Genomic DNA, 15,956 nt, shown 5'->3' with positions numbered 1-15,956 from the left:
ACCATTACATTCCTATCTAATTAATCTTGTAAAGCTTTTAAAACCACCACTGAAAACGGAGGTAGACTTACAGTTAAAATACCTCGCTTCAAGGTATAATCCTTAAAATTTTTAGGGGTTATTTTTGATGGATTATTAAATGAATTATACTCTTGTAAACTTGTTGATGTTAAAATAGAACCAGAAATAGTTTTGATATCCAATTCATTCAAATCGATTGTAATCTCATGGTTACTTTTAGCGTCAATATTGGTAAAAGATATATGGGTTAAATTCTCTGAGTTTTGAGAAGCTGAAACCGTAAGTGCAGGTAATGATTCTTCGCCATATGAATATTTAGGGGAATTAAACGTAAGTGGTAATAATGTAGCGTCATGATGCACCTTATACATATTCATAACATGATACGTAGGTGTTAATATCATCTTCTCATCATCCGTAAGAATTACCGCCTGCAAAACATTTACCGTTTGGGCTAAATTTGCCATTTTTACGCGGTCTGCATGATTATTGAAAATATTCAAGTTCATACCAGCAATCATAGCATCACGCATGGTATTTTGTTGGTATAATACACCTCGACTTTTTTCTTTATCAACATCGTACCAACCGCCCCATTCATCAACAATTAAATCAACCTCCTTTTCAGCATCATACTTATCCATTATAGCAGTATGCTTGGTAATCAATTCTTCCATCAACCATGATTGTTTCATTGATTTAAAATAGGTTTCTTCATCAAAATCAATATCAGGACCTTTGTCTGCCCAATCAATTACAGTATAATGGTGTAAAGCCACCCCTTGCAACATACTTTTGGGTATGTTTTTCATAAGAACTTCCGTCCAATTGTAATCATCATCATTTGCGCCAGAAGCAATTTTATAGAGTCCCCCATCTACATCTGCATTAGACATAAAAGTTGCGTATTTTCTATAAATGTCTACATAATATTCTGCACGCATATTACCACCACAGCCCCACGCTTCGTTACCTATTCCCCAATACTTAACACCCCAAGGTTTTTCTTTACCGTTCTCTCGACGTAAATCGGACATTGGACTTTTACCTTTAAAATTGGTGTATTGCACCCAGTCTGCCAATTCTTGCACCCCACCACTACCTACATTACCAGATAGGTATGGTTCCGCTCCCAACTCCTTGCACAGGTTTAGAAAATTATGTGTTCCAAAGCTGTTATCCTCAGTGGTTCCTCCCCACCACGTATTTACAATGGTTGGTCTTTTATCTAAATCGCCAATACCGTCCATCCAATGATAGGTATCTGCAAAACAACCTCCTGGCCAACGTAAATTTGGTATTTGTAATTCTTTTAAAGCTTCAATAATATCTTTTCTAACACCTGCAGAATTTGGTATGGTACTATTCTCACCAACATAAAATCCTTCATAAATACATTTACCCAAATGTTCAGCAAAATGACCGTAGATATGTTTGCTAATTATGGGCGCATTTTCTTGATGGGTTAATTCAATTTTTGTTTGTGCAGAACTATTCCATGCCACTAAAAGACTAAAGAGTAGACTAAATACAGTAAGCTTTTTCATATCATTATTGTGCTATTAATAGTGGAGCAATTCCTTCTAAAGTAGGTATAACTTCATTAATAAATCCGTCTTTATCAAAAGTTAATTTATCAATAGAAACCTCACGATGAAAACCAGCTTCTCTACCCATACTTTTTCCTTTTGGATGTGTAAACCTGTGGTATACCAAATACCATTCATCTTTTCCTGGCACATGAATTACCGAATTGTGACCGGTGGCAAGAATCTCTAATGTCTTATCAGCCTGTATGATTATATTGTTCTCAGGAATCTCTAAAGGTCCGGTTGGACTTTTAGATGTAGCATACCTTACTTTATAATTCGGACTTCTGGTATCGTCTTCACTCCACATAAAATAATAAGTACCGTCACGGTAAAATACTTCGGTACCTTCTCTGTATGATTTATCTGGTGTAATTAGTTTTAGGGTATTGCTTTTAAGGGAAACCATGTCATCGTTCAATTCTGCAACCGCCATATACATATTTCCCCAGTATAAATAGGTTTTCCCACTTTTTGGATCTTTAAAAACATCTGGGTCAATTTCTTGTCCGTTCGTAATTCCTTTGGGTTTTGCATCAATAAGTGGTTTTCCACTATCAATGAAAGGACCTGTAGGATTATCAGAAACAGCAACACCGATTTTCTGCGCAGCAGTAAAGTAATAGTAGTATTTATAACTATCCCCTTCTTTTCGTTCAATAATACAAGGCGCCCATGCATTGCGGTCTGCCCATGACACATCTTTCTTTAAATCTAAAATAGTACCCTCATCTGTCCAATCAACTAAATTAGTAGAGGAGAATGTTTTGAAATAGGTGCCAGACCAATTATTGAATCCGTCGGAAGTTGGATAGATATAATACTTATTTTTCTTGTTGGAAAACAAAATTTCTGGATCAGCATAATACCCCTTTATTGCCGGGTTGTGATCCCCGGCAGCAGTTACATTATACGTTTGTTTTCCTTTGCCATCAATTTGAATAGTATAATCAACAGGACCTTTGCTAAAATTTTGTGCCCCTACAGGAGTGATTGTTGTACCAGGATATGATTTAAGTTGCGGGTCAAATTCTTCTAAACTTATTCCATTCTTTACCGGAAGCCTAATTTCTTTCTGTTGTGCATATACCGCAACATTTTGTTTTACTACATCGTCTGAACCTACTTCGAAAAGTGGATTTTCAAAAGAAGTAAACTCGGCCACAAGAGACTTTAATTCAGTCTCGGTAATAGGTAAAACCGAACCGTGACGCGGGTGAAAATTCATTGAAATGTCTTCATCAATTACCGTGAACTTTTCAAGGTCTTTGCTTTTAGTAAATTGATACCCCCCTTTTGTATATAAATCGTACATCAATATATATTCACCAGTATCATTTAGTTTAAAAATACCACTACCCTCAACAGGGTCAGTTGCTTCATCAACTCGGTCATTGCTTACCAACTCGTACCCTTCAGTTAACTTATCTGAAATAGCTAGTTTAATACCGGGGTTACCATCTTCCGCTTTATGAAATAAATGATACTTGCCATTCAAATAAATAATATCTCCATCAATACACGCTTTGTTATCACTATTCGCTGGCGGATAGTACAATTGCTTAGGTTCAGATTCCAAACCCGTAAAATCTTTATTTGCATAAGCGTAATAAATCTTATCAGGGTCATCACCTTCTTTCATTGAGAAATAGACCATGTATTTATCTACCTTCTCATCATAAATTGTTTGAGGAGCCCAAACTCTATACACCTCAGAGAATGTTTCGGGAAATGTCTCTGGAATATTGATGATAGAAGAGGTCCAATTAATAAGGTCATTAGACTTCATTAGAATCATCGCATAATTTTGCCATCCCATTTCTGGCACATATAAATCGGTAACCACCATATAAAAAGTCTTGCCATCGTTAGACCTAATTAAATGAGGGTCGCGTACACCGCCCGTACCACTTATATCTTCATTCTCTACAATTGGTTCATTATTATTTAGTGCCGTATAATTAAATCCATCAGTACTAATTGCATATCGAATTGACTCTTCACCAGGGTTGTTACCTATGAAATAAGTAAAAAGATATGCGCTAGTTTTTTCGGTACCTGCTAGTTGATTACATGAATTTAAAAACATTGCCACTAGGGTTAGGGTAAGTACCAACCGTAAGTTCATGAACTTTTTCATTATTGACCTCATTTAATAAGTGTTTTTTTTACACATGTAAATAAAACGAAGTAATCTTACATTTGCAAGAAAAAATACAATTAAGCACATTAATGTAATAAAGAGTTCAAAATTTGTATCTAATTATCCAAGATATTGCCCAATTTCAACATTATTTGGATTATTTAAATCTAAACTTACTAAATTGCCTTCGCAAAATATTTTAAATGGTTTTAAGTAATTATAGCACAGAGGATAAAGTGCTACTCGCAGTAGATTGTATCATCTTCGGATTTGATAAAGAAGAATTAAAAATTTTACTTGTTCAACGAGATTTTGAACCTGAAAAAGGGAAATGGTCTCTTATAGGAGGATTTCTAACACAACAAGAAAATTTAGACCAATCGGCCATTAGGATTCTTCATCACTTAACTGGTCTTAACAATATTTACATGGAACAGGTCTACTCCTTTTCTAAAGTAGATAGGGATCCAGCCGAAAGAACAATATCTGTCGCATATTATGCCTTAATTGATATTGCAACGCATGATGAGGAACTTTTAAAACAAAATCCCATTCAATGGTTTAGTTTAAAAGATGCACCAAAACTTATATTTGACCATGACCAAATGGTTGAAAAGGCAATGGCACGGTTACGTAGAAGAGCGTTAAGCAAACCTATTGGGTTTGAACTTCTACCGGAAAAATTCACCATGCGTCAATTGCAAAAATTATACGAAGCAATTCTTGATACTAAATTGGACAAAAGGAATTTCATTAATAAGTTCAATTCATTCGACATCTTAATAAAATTGGAAGAAAAAGATATGAGCTCTTCTAAAAAAGGAGCATATCTATTTAAGTTTGATCAAGAAAAATATGACCGAAAGGTAGAAGATGGTTTCAATTTTAAAATTTAATAATCTTTACAATACCATTTTAAGAAAGTTATCTATTCCCTTAACCGTAGGTTCAAACCAAGGAGTATAAAGAACAAATGAATGCGGTGCAGTCTCAAAAGAGATTACTTCTGAATAAATGCTATTACTGCGTAAAATATTGATATAGTCTTCCCTACCTGCATGCATACGTGCTACAGAACTATTGATAAACAATGTAGGAGGCGTCTTTTCATTTACGTAAGTTAATGGTGATGCTTGTTTCCATATACCAGGGTTTTCAGCTTTACTATAACCAAACCAATGTGTAGCAGCAGACGTTCGTTTAGAATCATCTCCTTCTCCACTTTCAGGATGCACGAAAGAGAGTGTGCCGTCTAAATCTATTATTGCATTAACATGTGATGAAATCCCAGAATTGCAATTATCGTTTTCGAACAATAATTTATTTGCGGTTGTACCTAGAAAAGCAGCTAATTCTCCCCCGGCAGAAAAACCAGAAACTACAATCTTCTCAGAATCTACAGAATACTTATTTGCATTTTTACGCACCCAACGTATAACCGCTTTTAAATCATAAACTGCTGATGGAAATAAAGCTTCTGTAGACAAGCGATACTCTGGCGTAAAACTAACATACCCTTTATTTGCCAATTGCTGTGCTAAAGGGTAGTGTTGTGTTCTATTACCTGAGCGCCAACCACCGCCATGTATGATAATAACTGCGGTTCTTAATGTTGTTGATTTAATCTTCGGTTGAAAAACATCAAGCTTCAATTCTCTTTTACCTAAAGTACAATAGGTTAAATCACTTTCCTTCTTAACCGTTTCAAAATCAAATTCCTTAACAAGTTTTATATGTGGATAATTCTTTACGTCTTTTGCAAAAGCTGATGCTGTAGTATATGAAGTGTCTCGAACACCTGTAACTCCTTCAAGATTTTGAGCAATTAATGAGTTTGAAAACATTGCTAAAACAACTGAAACAACAAACGACACAATTCTCAAATTCATAAATTCTAAACTATTTACCGAAATTCGGATATTAGGTTGATTCCTAAAAATTACACTTTTCAAAAATAGTGTATTTGTATTCTTAATTTTAAGACATTTTACCCTAGTTCTATTTTTTTAAAAATTTGGTTAATGAGAGTTCTAACATTTTCAATTCATTTACCGCCAAACTAGCAACTTCAAGCGCTCCTTTCTTAGACAAGTGCGTATCATCTTCTTTACCTTTAGGATAATACGAATGTTCCCCTGGTTGAAAATGCAAATGCAATGCTTTAGAACCCTCTACACCATAAGAAGTCTCCATCAATTCCGTTAAGTATTGTAAATCAATAAAGGGTACTTTTAATTCTTGAGCCAGTAAGCGTACCTCTAAAGGATACAACCCATGTGTGTCTACTAACGCACCAAATTCATTAAAATTTCTACGTACTATAGAGGAAAAAAGTATAGGCTGTGCTCCTTTCTCACGCGTTTCTTTAACAAATTGTTTTAGATTATTACGATAGGTCGTATGCGGAATTGTATACCGACTAGAATCTTTGAATTTTTGGTCATTATGCCCAAACTGTATAAACACATAATCTTGTGGGGCCAATGTTTCTAGCACAGTACTCCACCTACCTTCAGATATAAAGCTTTTTGTGCTACGACCATTTACTGCTCTATTGTCAACTTTCACTCGTTCATCAAAAAAAGTGGGTAAAACCTGAGCCCAACCATGTTCTGGGTTTTCAGTAGGATTCACTTTATCGGACATGGTAGAATCACCAATGCAATAGATGGTTATATCTTGTGCATTACTAGTAACTATAAATGCCAATACTAATAGGGTAAACAATTTTAATTTCATTTTAAATCTTTATAACAGGTAAAAATTAATTCCATTTAAAGGCAAAGTAAGAACAAGGACTGTTCGATGCATTTCTAATACCATGTTCTAATTGAGAATTGGCTAAATAAAAATCACCTTCTCCTGCAGTATATTCTTTACCATCAATTGTCATTTCAGTTTCACCAGATAAAATTAAAATAATTTCAGTTTCGTCATGAGCGTGAGGTTCATGGCTGGGTCCTTTCTGGTCCAATTGGGTAATGTGCATTTCAAAACGTTCGCACATAGCCGTGGCCCTATCAAAATAAGGAATACCACCACCACGTTCACTTTTGTTGAAAACCAACGAATCTTTGTTAAGCATTAACGACCCACCATTAGCAATACCCCTTTCAATATTCATATTTTTTTTAGATTGATATTGCATTACATAATAGGTAAGATTGGTATTCCCAATATTCTCAATACTGTGCATTTGCTTTGGCATCAATAAAATAACACCACCAGGGCCTAGAATTTGTGACTGCCCCTCAATAGTCACCTTCATGGTACCTTCCTTAACAATAATACATTCTTCCTTTGCCTCGTTTGCATGGGGAGGATTTGGTTTTGCACCGGGATATTGGGTAGTGGCATGTATTCTAAAATATTGTAGATGCGACCCAGTACCTTCCAATATTTTTCTGGACTCCCTCATTTCACCCTTTTTGACCGGATGGTCCTTCCATTTATATACTCCAGATTTAACAGGTTGTAAACCATCCATAACATTAGGTTTTAAATTCACGGTGAACGATAGCATTCCCAATACCAACGCAAACAATAATACAAGTTTAGTTTTCATATGTTAAGTGCTTTATATTTTAATTTGTTGAATTCTACCATTACTTGAACACCATATTAATCTATCTGAAACCACAAGGAATTACCGAGAATGGTTTTTCTTTCATATTCCTTGATCATATTTGTCCCTAATTGATATGACCATTCTACCCGTTGCTTAGGTATATATCCTGGTCCTGTATTATTATATTCCGCATAAAAGGATTGCTTTTCCGCTTCTTTATTGGACCAATTGTCCCATCCTTTAGGAACAATATGGCTCCCCATTTCACAATTTATAAACACGGTTTTAGCATGGGTTCGCCAAGGGCGCCCTAAATATACTTGAGTTACCTTCTTAGGGGCGGTCAATTTACAGTTCTTAAATACAAAACCGTAAGCAATACCTTTGGGTGTTGAGGCCGCAGTAATATAGGAGTTTGATTTACTATGAATTATACAGTCCTCAAAAAATGCGGTTGCCTGTCCAAAAATAAAATCCGTAGTTCCTTCAATATAGCAATTTTTAAAATACTGTACAGAGCCCTCACCTGTAACATAGACCGTGTCCTGATTACCCATGATTCTACAATTTTCAATTTTTACCCTGTTGGCAAGTACAGCGAGGGCAATGGCTTGGCCTACTTCGCCTGCGGTATTTTTTATGGTAACGTTCTTGAGGTAAAAATCGTTTCCTTCTATTAAAAACGTTGGGGTGTGGAACGTACTGTTCCTTCCTAGATTTATTTTATTGAAATGGTCATCAAAGGTAATAATGGTATTTTCCGTGCTTTCACCGATTATATGCATATTGGTATTCCATTCATATACCTTAACCTTTTCATTATATATGCCATTCTTGAGCAGTATTGTAACCGATTTATCTGGAAAACCTTTAGCGGCATTAATGGCGGATTGCAAATCAAAAAAATCGCCCGAACCATCTTTTGCAACGGTCATATTATAAATATCAATCTTGTTTTCCTTAGTCCCTTTGATAGCGACATTTTTCTGCCATTGAGAAAATTCATCCAACACTTCCTGAGGTTCATTCGTGTACCAACGGTACCCATTTCTTCGTTCATCGCCTATTTCTGACAACGAATATTTTTTAATTCCGTCCCGATCACAAAAGAATGCCCTATTATCAACTAAATTCATAAATCGGCCCCAAATAGGTTTGGCATTGTGATCTGCAATAACTTTCTTATCGATCAATTTACCATCACTATTATATATCCTTTCTACACGTGTACCGGTAATCTCAGCTTTTTTAAACCAATTCCTGGCAGCCGTAACGGAATGGATAATTTCTTCAGAAGGATTTTTAATGGACATTAATAACAACACAATTTTTGCAGATTCCTTACCGCTTAACGAGGGTAGTTCATATGCCCTAGCTTTAGCGGGTGCATAAGTCTCCACATCATGTTGTGCACACCATGCCGTTAAAACCCCATTTTGTTTATACTGGGTTTTTAAAATGCAATTTACGCCCTTGTCAAACGCATTTTTTGCTGCATTTTTAAGTGTAGCCGATATATTTAAGTGATCATATTTTTGGGTCTCACAGATATCCCTTAGCAAGTTCATAACATTGACCATGGCATCGTCATTATATGTTATATGGGTATAATACCCTTTTCTAAGCGGATAAAATTGTGGCCAACCACCATTCTCGTACTGGGCCTGCATCAAGTATTCCAATCCTTTAATAAAAGCTATTCTATATTTTTCATGGTTATGATGCGCATATACTTTGGCCAGAAATATCATTTCCAAAGTAGTAGCGCCGTTATCAATAGTAGCGCCAACATTGTCATTTTTATCAATGTGCAGTTGTACCTTTTCCTTTGCCGTAATATTTTGGGGCTGTTTATTTTTTGGCCAACCGCCAATCTCTTTCTGAAGCAACAATACATTATCCGCCACCTCTAATATCTCTGGAGATGCGTATAAATTTGGTTCGTTTGAATTTACCAGTTCGCCCCACGAATGATCTAAAACCTGACCATGAACAGTTGTACCTGCAATTAATAGGAGCATAAAGAGTACTATATTCCTGACCATAATTATCAAATAAATGAAAATCTGATGTTCCTTTTTAATGTTTGAACATTGATAGTTAAAGGGCAATCACCCTTTTTTCCTTATTGCTTGCAAGGCAGGCCTCTATCACTTCAATTACAAGGGTCGCTTCCTCACCGGTTACCGGCAAGGTTTTATCATTTCGTATTGCATCCACTACTCCATCAAAATACTGCATATAGTTACCTGCCAAAGTGGGCGCCTTAATTCGGTTTTCATTACCATCAATTTCAGCATGTAAGAGCCCCATTTCATTCTCCGGTTCTATGCCATACCCTTCACCCCCTGGTATTTCACCACGCTGCAGTGCCGCTTCCTGTACGTCTGCCCTAGATTTTACAAAGGAACCTTTTGTACCGTGAAGAGTAAAGCCCGTAGTGACCTCCTTAACAAATAGGCTTGATTTTAGGGTTACCCTAAATGTGTCATAAAACAACCTAACATCAAAATAATCCACCACTTTGGCCCCTGGCCTAAATACCTCCAGATCTGCAAAAACCGCATTTGGCTTGCCAAATAAATGAAGAGCCTGGTCTATTAAATGCGACCCCAAATCATATAGTCCGCCAACGGCTGGCGTATCTACCTCTTTGTGAGCTTTAGGGCTTAAACCAGGGTGGTAGCGATCATAATGAATGTGTGCCTCTACCAGTTGCCCAAGGGAATTGTTTTCCAAAACCTTTTGTACGGTTTTAAAGTCACTGTCATATCTTCTATTATGAAAAACAGATAGTTTTAGATCGTTTTTTTTCGCCAATGCAATTAGTTCATTTGCCTGCTCCGTACTTGCTACAAATGGTTTTTCTACAATGACATGCTTAAATGCCTCCAAGGCTTTTTTGGCATATTCATAATGTGTAACACTTGGCGTATTCACGATCACCAACTCTACCTTATTGTCCGCCAAAAGCTCATCCAACGTTCTAAAGGTGATAATATCAGGATATTTTTTGACTGCTTCATTTTTGGTTCGTTCCCAAACCGCATAGAGGTTGAGGTTTGGGTTTTTAGCGGCAAAAGGGGCATGAAAAACATAACCGCTCATACCAAATGAACATAGCGCTACATTAATTGGTTTCATTGTTGGTTTTTTGGTTACTTTATAATAAATGTACAATAAATCCTATCTCCATGAGATGAATTTTACGATCAAGAATGTGTTGGTCATCCTCATCGTTACCAACAAAATGCAGTACTTAATTCATTTTCAAATACCAATGGTCATTTTGTTGACTATTCTCTTTTCATAATGTTTGAACACGTATATTTTACCTATCCAATTCCAATGCCGCAAACATAAAAGGTCCTGTACCTTTGGGATCGTTTGAACGAATAATCTCGTTGACATAATAATCAAACGAACCATCCCGATACGGATCTCCACCTAAACCTGCTACTCCACAACATTTGTTCAAATTAATGACCCCGTTATTCTCTACCGTGACAAATTGCTCTAAAATACCATCAAACCCTTTTTTTGCATTGACCAGGTAATCAGATGAGATATATCCCTTATTGGCTCCTTTGGCCAAAACATAGGTGAACATACAAGACCCCGTTGCCTCCAGGTAATTACCTTTGCGGTCAGGAAGATCAAGTACTTGCCACCACGTACCACCCTCATCTTGATATTGAACGATAGCTTCTGCATACTGTTTTAAATATTGGATAATGCGTTCACGACCGGGATGATTTTCTGGAAGTACATCCAATATATCTACCATAGCCATGCCGTACCAGCCCATACCCCTAGACCAAAAATGTTGGGACAAACCTGTTTCCTTATCGGCCCAACGTTGTTCCCTGCTTTCATCCCACCCATGGTAATACAAGCCTGTTTCTGGGTCACGACTATGCTTTTCAATAAGGTCGAACTGTAGAACAATATGGTCCAAAACTTTATTGACCTCATCATCTTTTAAATACTTTAATGCATATTTTGCGTGAAAGGGCTCTGCCATGAACAAGCCATCTAACCACATTTGATAAGGGTATCTTTTTTTATGCCAATATCCTCCTTCTGATGTTGTAGGCTGACCTCCCAATTGTTTATGCAAGGTATCCATGGCCATTTTAAATCGTGGTTCCGGATTTTTCTCCTGCAACCAAAAAATGGCATCACCGGATTTGATCATATCCAAATTATAGTTTGAAAGTTTATAGGTTACAATGGTACCGTCATCTTCTATCATTCTATTTGCATAATCATAGACATAATCATACAGTTTTTGGTCTCCTGTTTGCTCGTAGACCCGTTCAATAGCCTGTAAAACTAGTCCATTTGTATAACTCCATCTAGACTCTGTTTGGAAATCCAATAACGTTGGATCCGGAAAACGATGTATTTCTGAAAGTGCCATACGTTCAGACCATTTTGCATCTTTAGAAACTACAAGTTCTTCTGCATTTTCCCCCGTAGATTTTGCTTCTTTCTTCTCTGATTTACAATTAAAAAAGAGCACGGTAATAAACAATAAGCCTATGCTTTTTAGGTGATTTAGATTATTTTTCATGGTTTATCTTGGTATAATTTTTTATTGATTTAATGCTAACGCAGCTAAAATAAATGGTCCGGTACCATGCAAGTTATCCGTAACTATTGGTTCACTGATATAATATTCAAAAGAACCATCTCTATAGGGATTGCCCCCTAGACCTGCACTTTTACAAATTTGTGTAATATGTACCTCGCCGTCTTTATCTACTTCTACCAGATGGTCTACCATTCCTTTAAAACCCTTCTCAGCAGCATCCTTGTATTCTGCAGGTAAATATCCTTTCTCTACACCTTTGGCAAAAGCATAAATAAACATTCCGCTACCTGACGCTTCTAAATAATTCCCATCCCGCTCTGGCATATTTGTTACTTGGTACCAAAGTCCGGTTTCATCTTGATATTTAATCAATGTCTTAGATAATTGATTTAGATGTGAAATAAGCATGTCTCGTTTAGGATGGTCTTGAGGAAAATAGTCAAGTACGTCTACCAAAGCCATCATATACCAACCCATGGACCTAGACCAAAAATTAGGTGATTTACCCGTAGTTTTATCGGCCCAATCCATTTGTTTGCTTTCATCCCAGGCATGGTAAAGTAGACCAGTTTTGTCATCATAGGTATGATCCCAAATCAACTTAAATTGAAAGGCGATATCATCCAATTTATCCCCATTTTCAAAGGTGGTATTATATTGAGCATAGTAAGGTGCCCCCATGTACAGGCCGTCTAGCCACATTTGGTTAGGATATATTTTCTTATGCCAAAATCCGCCAGAGGGAGTACGAGGATGTGTTTTCAATTGACTCCTTAAAGTTTTTAGCGCTGTAAGATAGCGGTCATCTTTTGTTGACTTATATAAACCAAAAAGGATTTTTCCAGAATTGACTAAATCCAAATTGTAATATTCAATTTTATAATCCCGGATATTTCCTGAGGCATCAATTAAAGTATCTGCAAAGGTTTTAATATAGTCGTAATAGACCTCCTGATTGGTGTGCGCGTATAAATTTCCAAAGGCGGTCAATAAAAGACCCGTTTTATAGTCCCATTCTTTTTTAATTTCATCTTCCGCTTGCCAAGCCTCTGGATGTCTTTTCATAATTGACAGGGCCAATCTTTCTGACCAAGGAAGGGTATCTGAAATTGCCATTTTTAAATGGACATCTTCATTTTTTTCACCATGTGTTTTATTCTCTGTCTTACAACTTACAATGGTTACACCTAGCAAAAGCATAAAAAGTTTAAAAAAGAATTTAATGCCCATTTTGCTCCTACTTTAAAGTGGCCAAAGTGCTATCTAAATACGCCACGAATGCATCTTTAGTAGTAATTCCGTTTTTTTCCTGTTCCCATGCGCCACCAAAGTAATAGGTGATTGTATCTGTAGTTGGTTTAAAGACCAATAAATGGTCAAACTCCGCATCGGTAACGGTTTCCACTTCATCTACTTTATAAAAAATAACCATTCCTAGGTTATCCGGTACTAAGGTCTGCTCCCCGTAGGTTGCAATATAAGCCCATCCATTTTCACCTTCTTTTTGGATTAGGTCAATACCATCAAACTTTACAATACCGGTACATAAGCCTTCACCTGCTTTAGATGGGGTTAAACTAGCTTTTGTTAAACGAGAATCCGTAGCAATCATCAATTGTGCGCGCAAATCAATTTTTTGGTTTGAAGCTTCCCATCCATAATAATTAACGGTAACTCCAGATTCATTTGTTTCGTTGTGTATTTGTGCGGTTGTAGAGTCTACCTCTTGAAAATGAGTAACGGTACTACCGTCAAAACGGCCGTAGGAACCTATTCCCAATGAACTTCCGGCTTTTAAGATATCCATACCCCAAGGGTTTTCCTCATGATAGGAGTCATAATTATCCAATCCTACTTTAGACAAAACCATTGTATCTACCTTCTTACCGAAAATGTCAATTGCGTTTCTCCAATCCAGATATAACCTATATCCAACTTTATTACTTTCCCACCCCGGGCCTTCATAGCGTATATAATATGAATGATCGGTCAAACTATCCGGCGCTCTTAGAAACTCCACGTTCTTGAAAGTGAAATTTTCACCTTCATATTTTTTACCCTTCCATTCTCCGCCTTCCTTGATTGAAATTTCTGCGTAGGTCTTCCGTACAGCTTCCTCAGCAACAATTTCTGCTTCTGGCGTTTTCTTTTTTTCTTCTTGCTTACAAGAACTGAATACTAGTAGAGCTGTAAAAAACACAACACTTAAACTTTTAATTGTTTTCATATGGTACACTATTTTGTTCTGTTAAATTTAAACAACTTTAAATGAGAATAAACAAAAAGGGACTTAATGAAATTACTTTCATTAAATCCCAATTCAACTAACTCAAAAAACTAACTCTAATATGCTTTTTCCTCACTAGTAAATAGATTAATTATATGCCGGATTTTGTGGAAAATCATTATTTTGATTTAAATCCAATGCTTGCTGGGGAATTGGCCTCAAAATTTTCAGCGCACCAGCACCATTAAAATCACTCTCATTAACTTGATTATTGTATAAAGAGGTTCTTTCAACTAATTTTCCTGTTCGCTTTAGATCGAACCACCTATGATATTCGCCAAAAAGTTCTCGAGCGCGTTCATCTAATATATAATCGATATCAAATTCACCAATGGTAGCATCTGCTACACCCGCCCTATTTCTTACTGCATTAAGCCTTAATAAACCGGTACTAGCCTGACCGGCTTGAAGGTATGCTTCTGCAGCTACCAAATACGTTTCGGCCAATCTTGATAATATAATATCCCTTGTGCTTGATCTACCACCAAACGCAGTTGTTGGCGAGGGGTCATCAAATTTCTTGACACAAATTACCTCATAATCCAAGGATACCGTATCTGTCCACTCTGAAGAATACTCACCATAGTTATGATATTTAAAACTTGGCGCAAGATTTTTGGTGGCCAAATAATTTGCTTTATCCTCTGGTGTAAACCATTGCGGTTCGTAAAATTCTATCACAGTCAATGAGTTATGCTCTTCTTCTGGAACTCTATAATACGTAAAATAAGAAGGCCCTGTATAATCATCAGTATCTATATAAAAAATTTCTGTCATAAACGTGCCTTCCCATCTTGCATCATCCTCCGTAAATAAGCTAATTGCAAAATCTGTAGGTGAAGATGAGTAATCACGAGCCGGAGCTTGTCCTTGCACTTCCGAACCACCTAAATATGAACCAAAATATGCATATTGTCTACTTCCCAATCCATCGGGATCCGCACTTATAGAAGCAGCATCAAACTGCACGGAAAAAATAACCTCTTCATTTAAATCATTACCAGGTCTAAAAACTTCACTAAAAGGTAAATTAAGTGCTTCACCACCAATAACTTCATCGGCCAAGGCAGCTGCAGTTGTAAAATCATTTTGTGATCCAAAAGACTCATAGCCTCTTGTCAAGTAAACCTTGGCCAATAAATTTCTTGCCGCTCTTTTATTTACCCTGCCAACGTATGCACCAGTTCCGGCACCTGCAATAGCATCTTCCAAATCTGAAATAATCTGCGCATAAACTTCTTCTGCCGTATTTCTGTCAAATTCCAAGATTGGACTATCTATATAATCCGTAATTGCAACACCCCCATACGATTGTACCAATAGAAAATAAGAAAGCGCCCGTAAGAACTTAACCTCACTGACCAATGTGGGAAGTTGTGCAGTTTGTTCCGTAATTTCCGAATAATATATGGCTCTATTGGCCAATTGAATAGCTGCGTAACATTCATTGTATAAATGATCAACACCATCAGAGGTAGAATTTAGGTCACGATATTCCGTTAAACCCAACGGACCTTGTCCCCTACCTTTTGAGATTAAATCTGTACCCCCTTCAAATAAGAAAGGAGAATCACCATAAATATCCCTTAGCTTTTCATAGTTAGCATTTACCAAGGAATTAAAACCATCTGGTGTAATGTAGAAAGAGTCTGCGGATTCCCCAGATAGGTTTTCCTCCTCTATAAAGTCGCTGCAAGAAGCAAATGCAGCTAATATGATTCCTAAAATATATATTTTTTTCATGTCTCTTT

The 15,956-nt window shown here is 36.6% G+C and carries 12 protein-coding genes; 1 reads left to right on the top strand and 11 read right to left on the bottom strand.

Annotated features, from left to right (window positions below):
• Positions 1–20: 20 nt before the first annotated feature.
• Both JM81_RS16515 and JM81_RS16510 read right to left on the bottom strand, forming a co-directional pair.
• A complete protein-coding gene (locus JM81_RS16515) occupies positions 21–1,568 on the bottom strand; it encodes an alpha-N-arabinofuranosidase (protein WP_144805032.1) in 1,548 nt (515 codons plus the stop codon).
• Positions 1,569–1,572: 4 nt separating this feature from the next.
• Positions 1,573–3,750, bottom strand: coding sequence for a family 43 glycosylhydrolase (locus tag JM81_RS16510; protein WP_144805030.1), 2,178 nt, complete (start codon positions 3,748–3,750; stop codon positions 1,573–1,575).
• A 206-nt stretch (positions 3,751–3,956) separates the two neighbouring features.
• Between JM81_RS16510 and JM81_RS16505 the strand changes: the two genes are divergently transcribed.
• Positions 3,957–4,649 carry an NUDIX hydrolase gene (locus tag JM81_RS16505; protein ID WP_144805028.1) on the top strand — a complete coding sequence of 231 codons (693 nt, stop codon included), beginning with the start codon at positions 3,957–3,959 and terminating at the stop codon, positions 4,647–4,649.
• Between the two features lie 6 nt (positions 4,650–4,655).
• On the opposite strand, the gene JM81_RS16500 is transcribed toward JM81_RS16505, so the two are convergent.
• From JM81_RS16500 to JM81_RS16460, 9 genes are all read right to left on the bottom strand, one after another.
• Positions 4,656–5,705, bottom strand: coding sequence for an alpha/beta hydrolase (locus tag JM81_RS16500; protein ID WP_261375115.1), 1,050 nt, complete (start codon positions 5,703–5,705; stop codon positions 4,656–4,658).
• A 46-nt stretch (positions 5,706–5,751) separates the two neighbouring features.
• Positions 5,752–6,492: a rhamnogalacturonan acetylesterase gene (locus JM81_RS16495; protein WP_144805026.1), complete on the bottom strand. Its 741-nt coding sequence runs from the start codon at positions 6,490–6,492 to the stop codon at positions 5,752–5,754.
• Between the two features lie 25 nt (positions 6,493–6,517).
• Positions 6,518–7,318, bottom strand: a complete 801-nt coding sequence (locus tag JM81_RS16490; RefSeq protein ID WP_144805024.1) for a cupin domain-containing protein — start codon at positions 7,316–7,318, stop codon at positions 6,518–6,520.
• 56 nt (positions 7,319–7,374) lie between these two features.
• Positions 7,375–9,366 carry a pectate lyase gene (gene pelA / locus JM81_RS16485; protein ID WP_261375114.1) on the bottom strand — a complete coding sequence of 664 codons (1,992 nt, stop codon included), beginning with the start codon at positions 9,364–9,366 and terminating at the stop codon, positions 7,375–7,377.
• A gap of 55 nt (positions 9,367–9,421) precedes the next feature.
• The gene (locus JM81_RS16480; RefSeq protein WP_144805022.1) at positions 9,422–10,465 is read right to left on the bottom strand and encodes a Gfo/Idh/MocA family oxidoreductase; all 1,044 of its coding nucleotides are present in this window, start codon (positions 10,463–10,465) and stop codon (positions 9,422–9,424) included.
• A gap of 187 nt (positions 10,466–10,652) precedes the next feature.
• Positions 10,653–11,897 carry a glycoside hydrolase family 105 protein gene (locus JM81_RS16475; protein ID WP_144805020.1) on the bottom strand — a complete coding sequence of 415 codons (1,245 nt, stop codon included), beginning with the start codon at positions 11,895–11,897 and terminating at the stop codon, positions 10,653–10,655.
• Between the two features lie 21 nt (positions 11,898–11,918).
• Positions 11,919–13,148 carry a glycoside hydrolase family 105 protein gene (locus JM81_RS16470; RefSeq protein ID WP_144805018.1) on the bottom strand — a complete coding sequence of 410 codons (1,230 nt, stop codon included), beginning with the start codon at positions 13,146–13,148 and terminating at the stop codon, positions 11,919–11,921.
• A gap of 7 nt (positions 13,149–13,155) precedes the next feature.
• Positions 13,156–14,145, bottom strand: coding sequence for a DUF4861 family protein (locus JM81_RS16465; protein WP_144805016.1), 990 nt, complete (start codon positions 14,143–14,145; stop codon positions 13,156–13,158).
• A gap of 147 nt (positions 14,146–14,292) precedes the next feature.
• Positions 14,293–15,948 carry a RagB/SusD family nutrient uptake outer membrane protein gene (locus tag JM81_RS16460; protein WP_144805014.1) on the bottom strand — a complete coding sequence of 552 codons (1,656 nt, stop codon included), beginning with the start codon at positions 15,946–15,948 and terminating at the stop codon, positions 14,293–14,295.
• Positions 15,949–15,956 lie beyond the last annotated feature (8 nt).

The organism is Maribacter sp. MAR_2009_72 (assembly GCF_007827235.1).
In the GTDB taxonomy this organism is placed as follows: domain Bacteria; phylum Bacteroidota; class Bacteroidia; order Flavobacteriales; family Flavobacteriaceae; genus Maribacter; species Maribacter sedimenticola.
The sequence above is the reverse complement of the archived record's forward strand: the minus strand, read 5'-3'. Positions and strand labels throughout refer to the sequence as shown.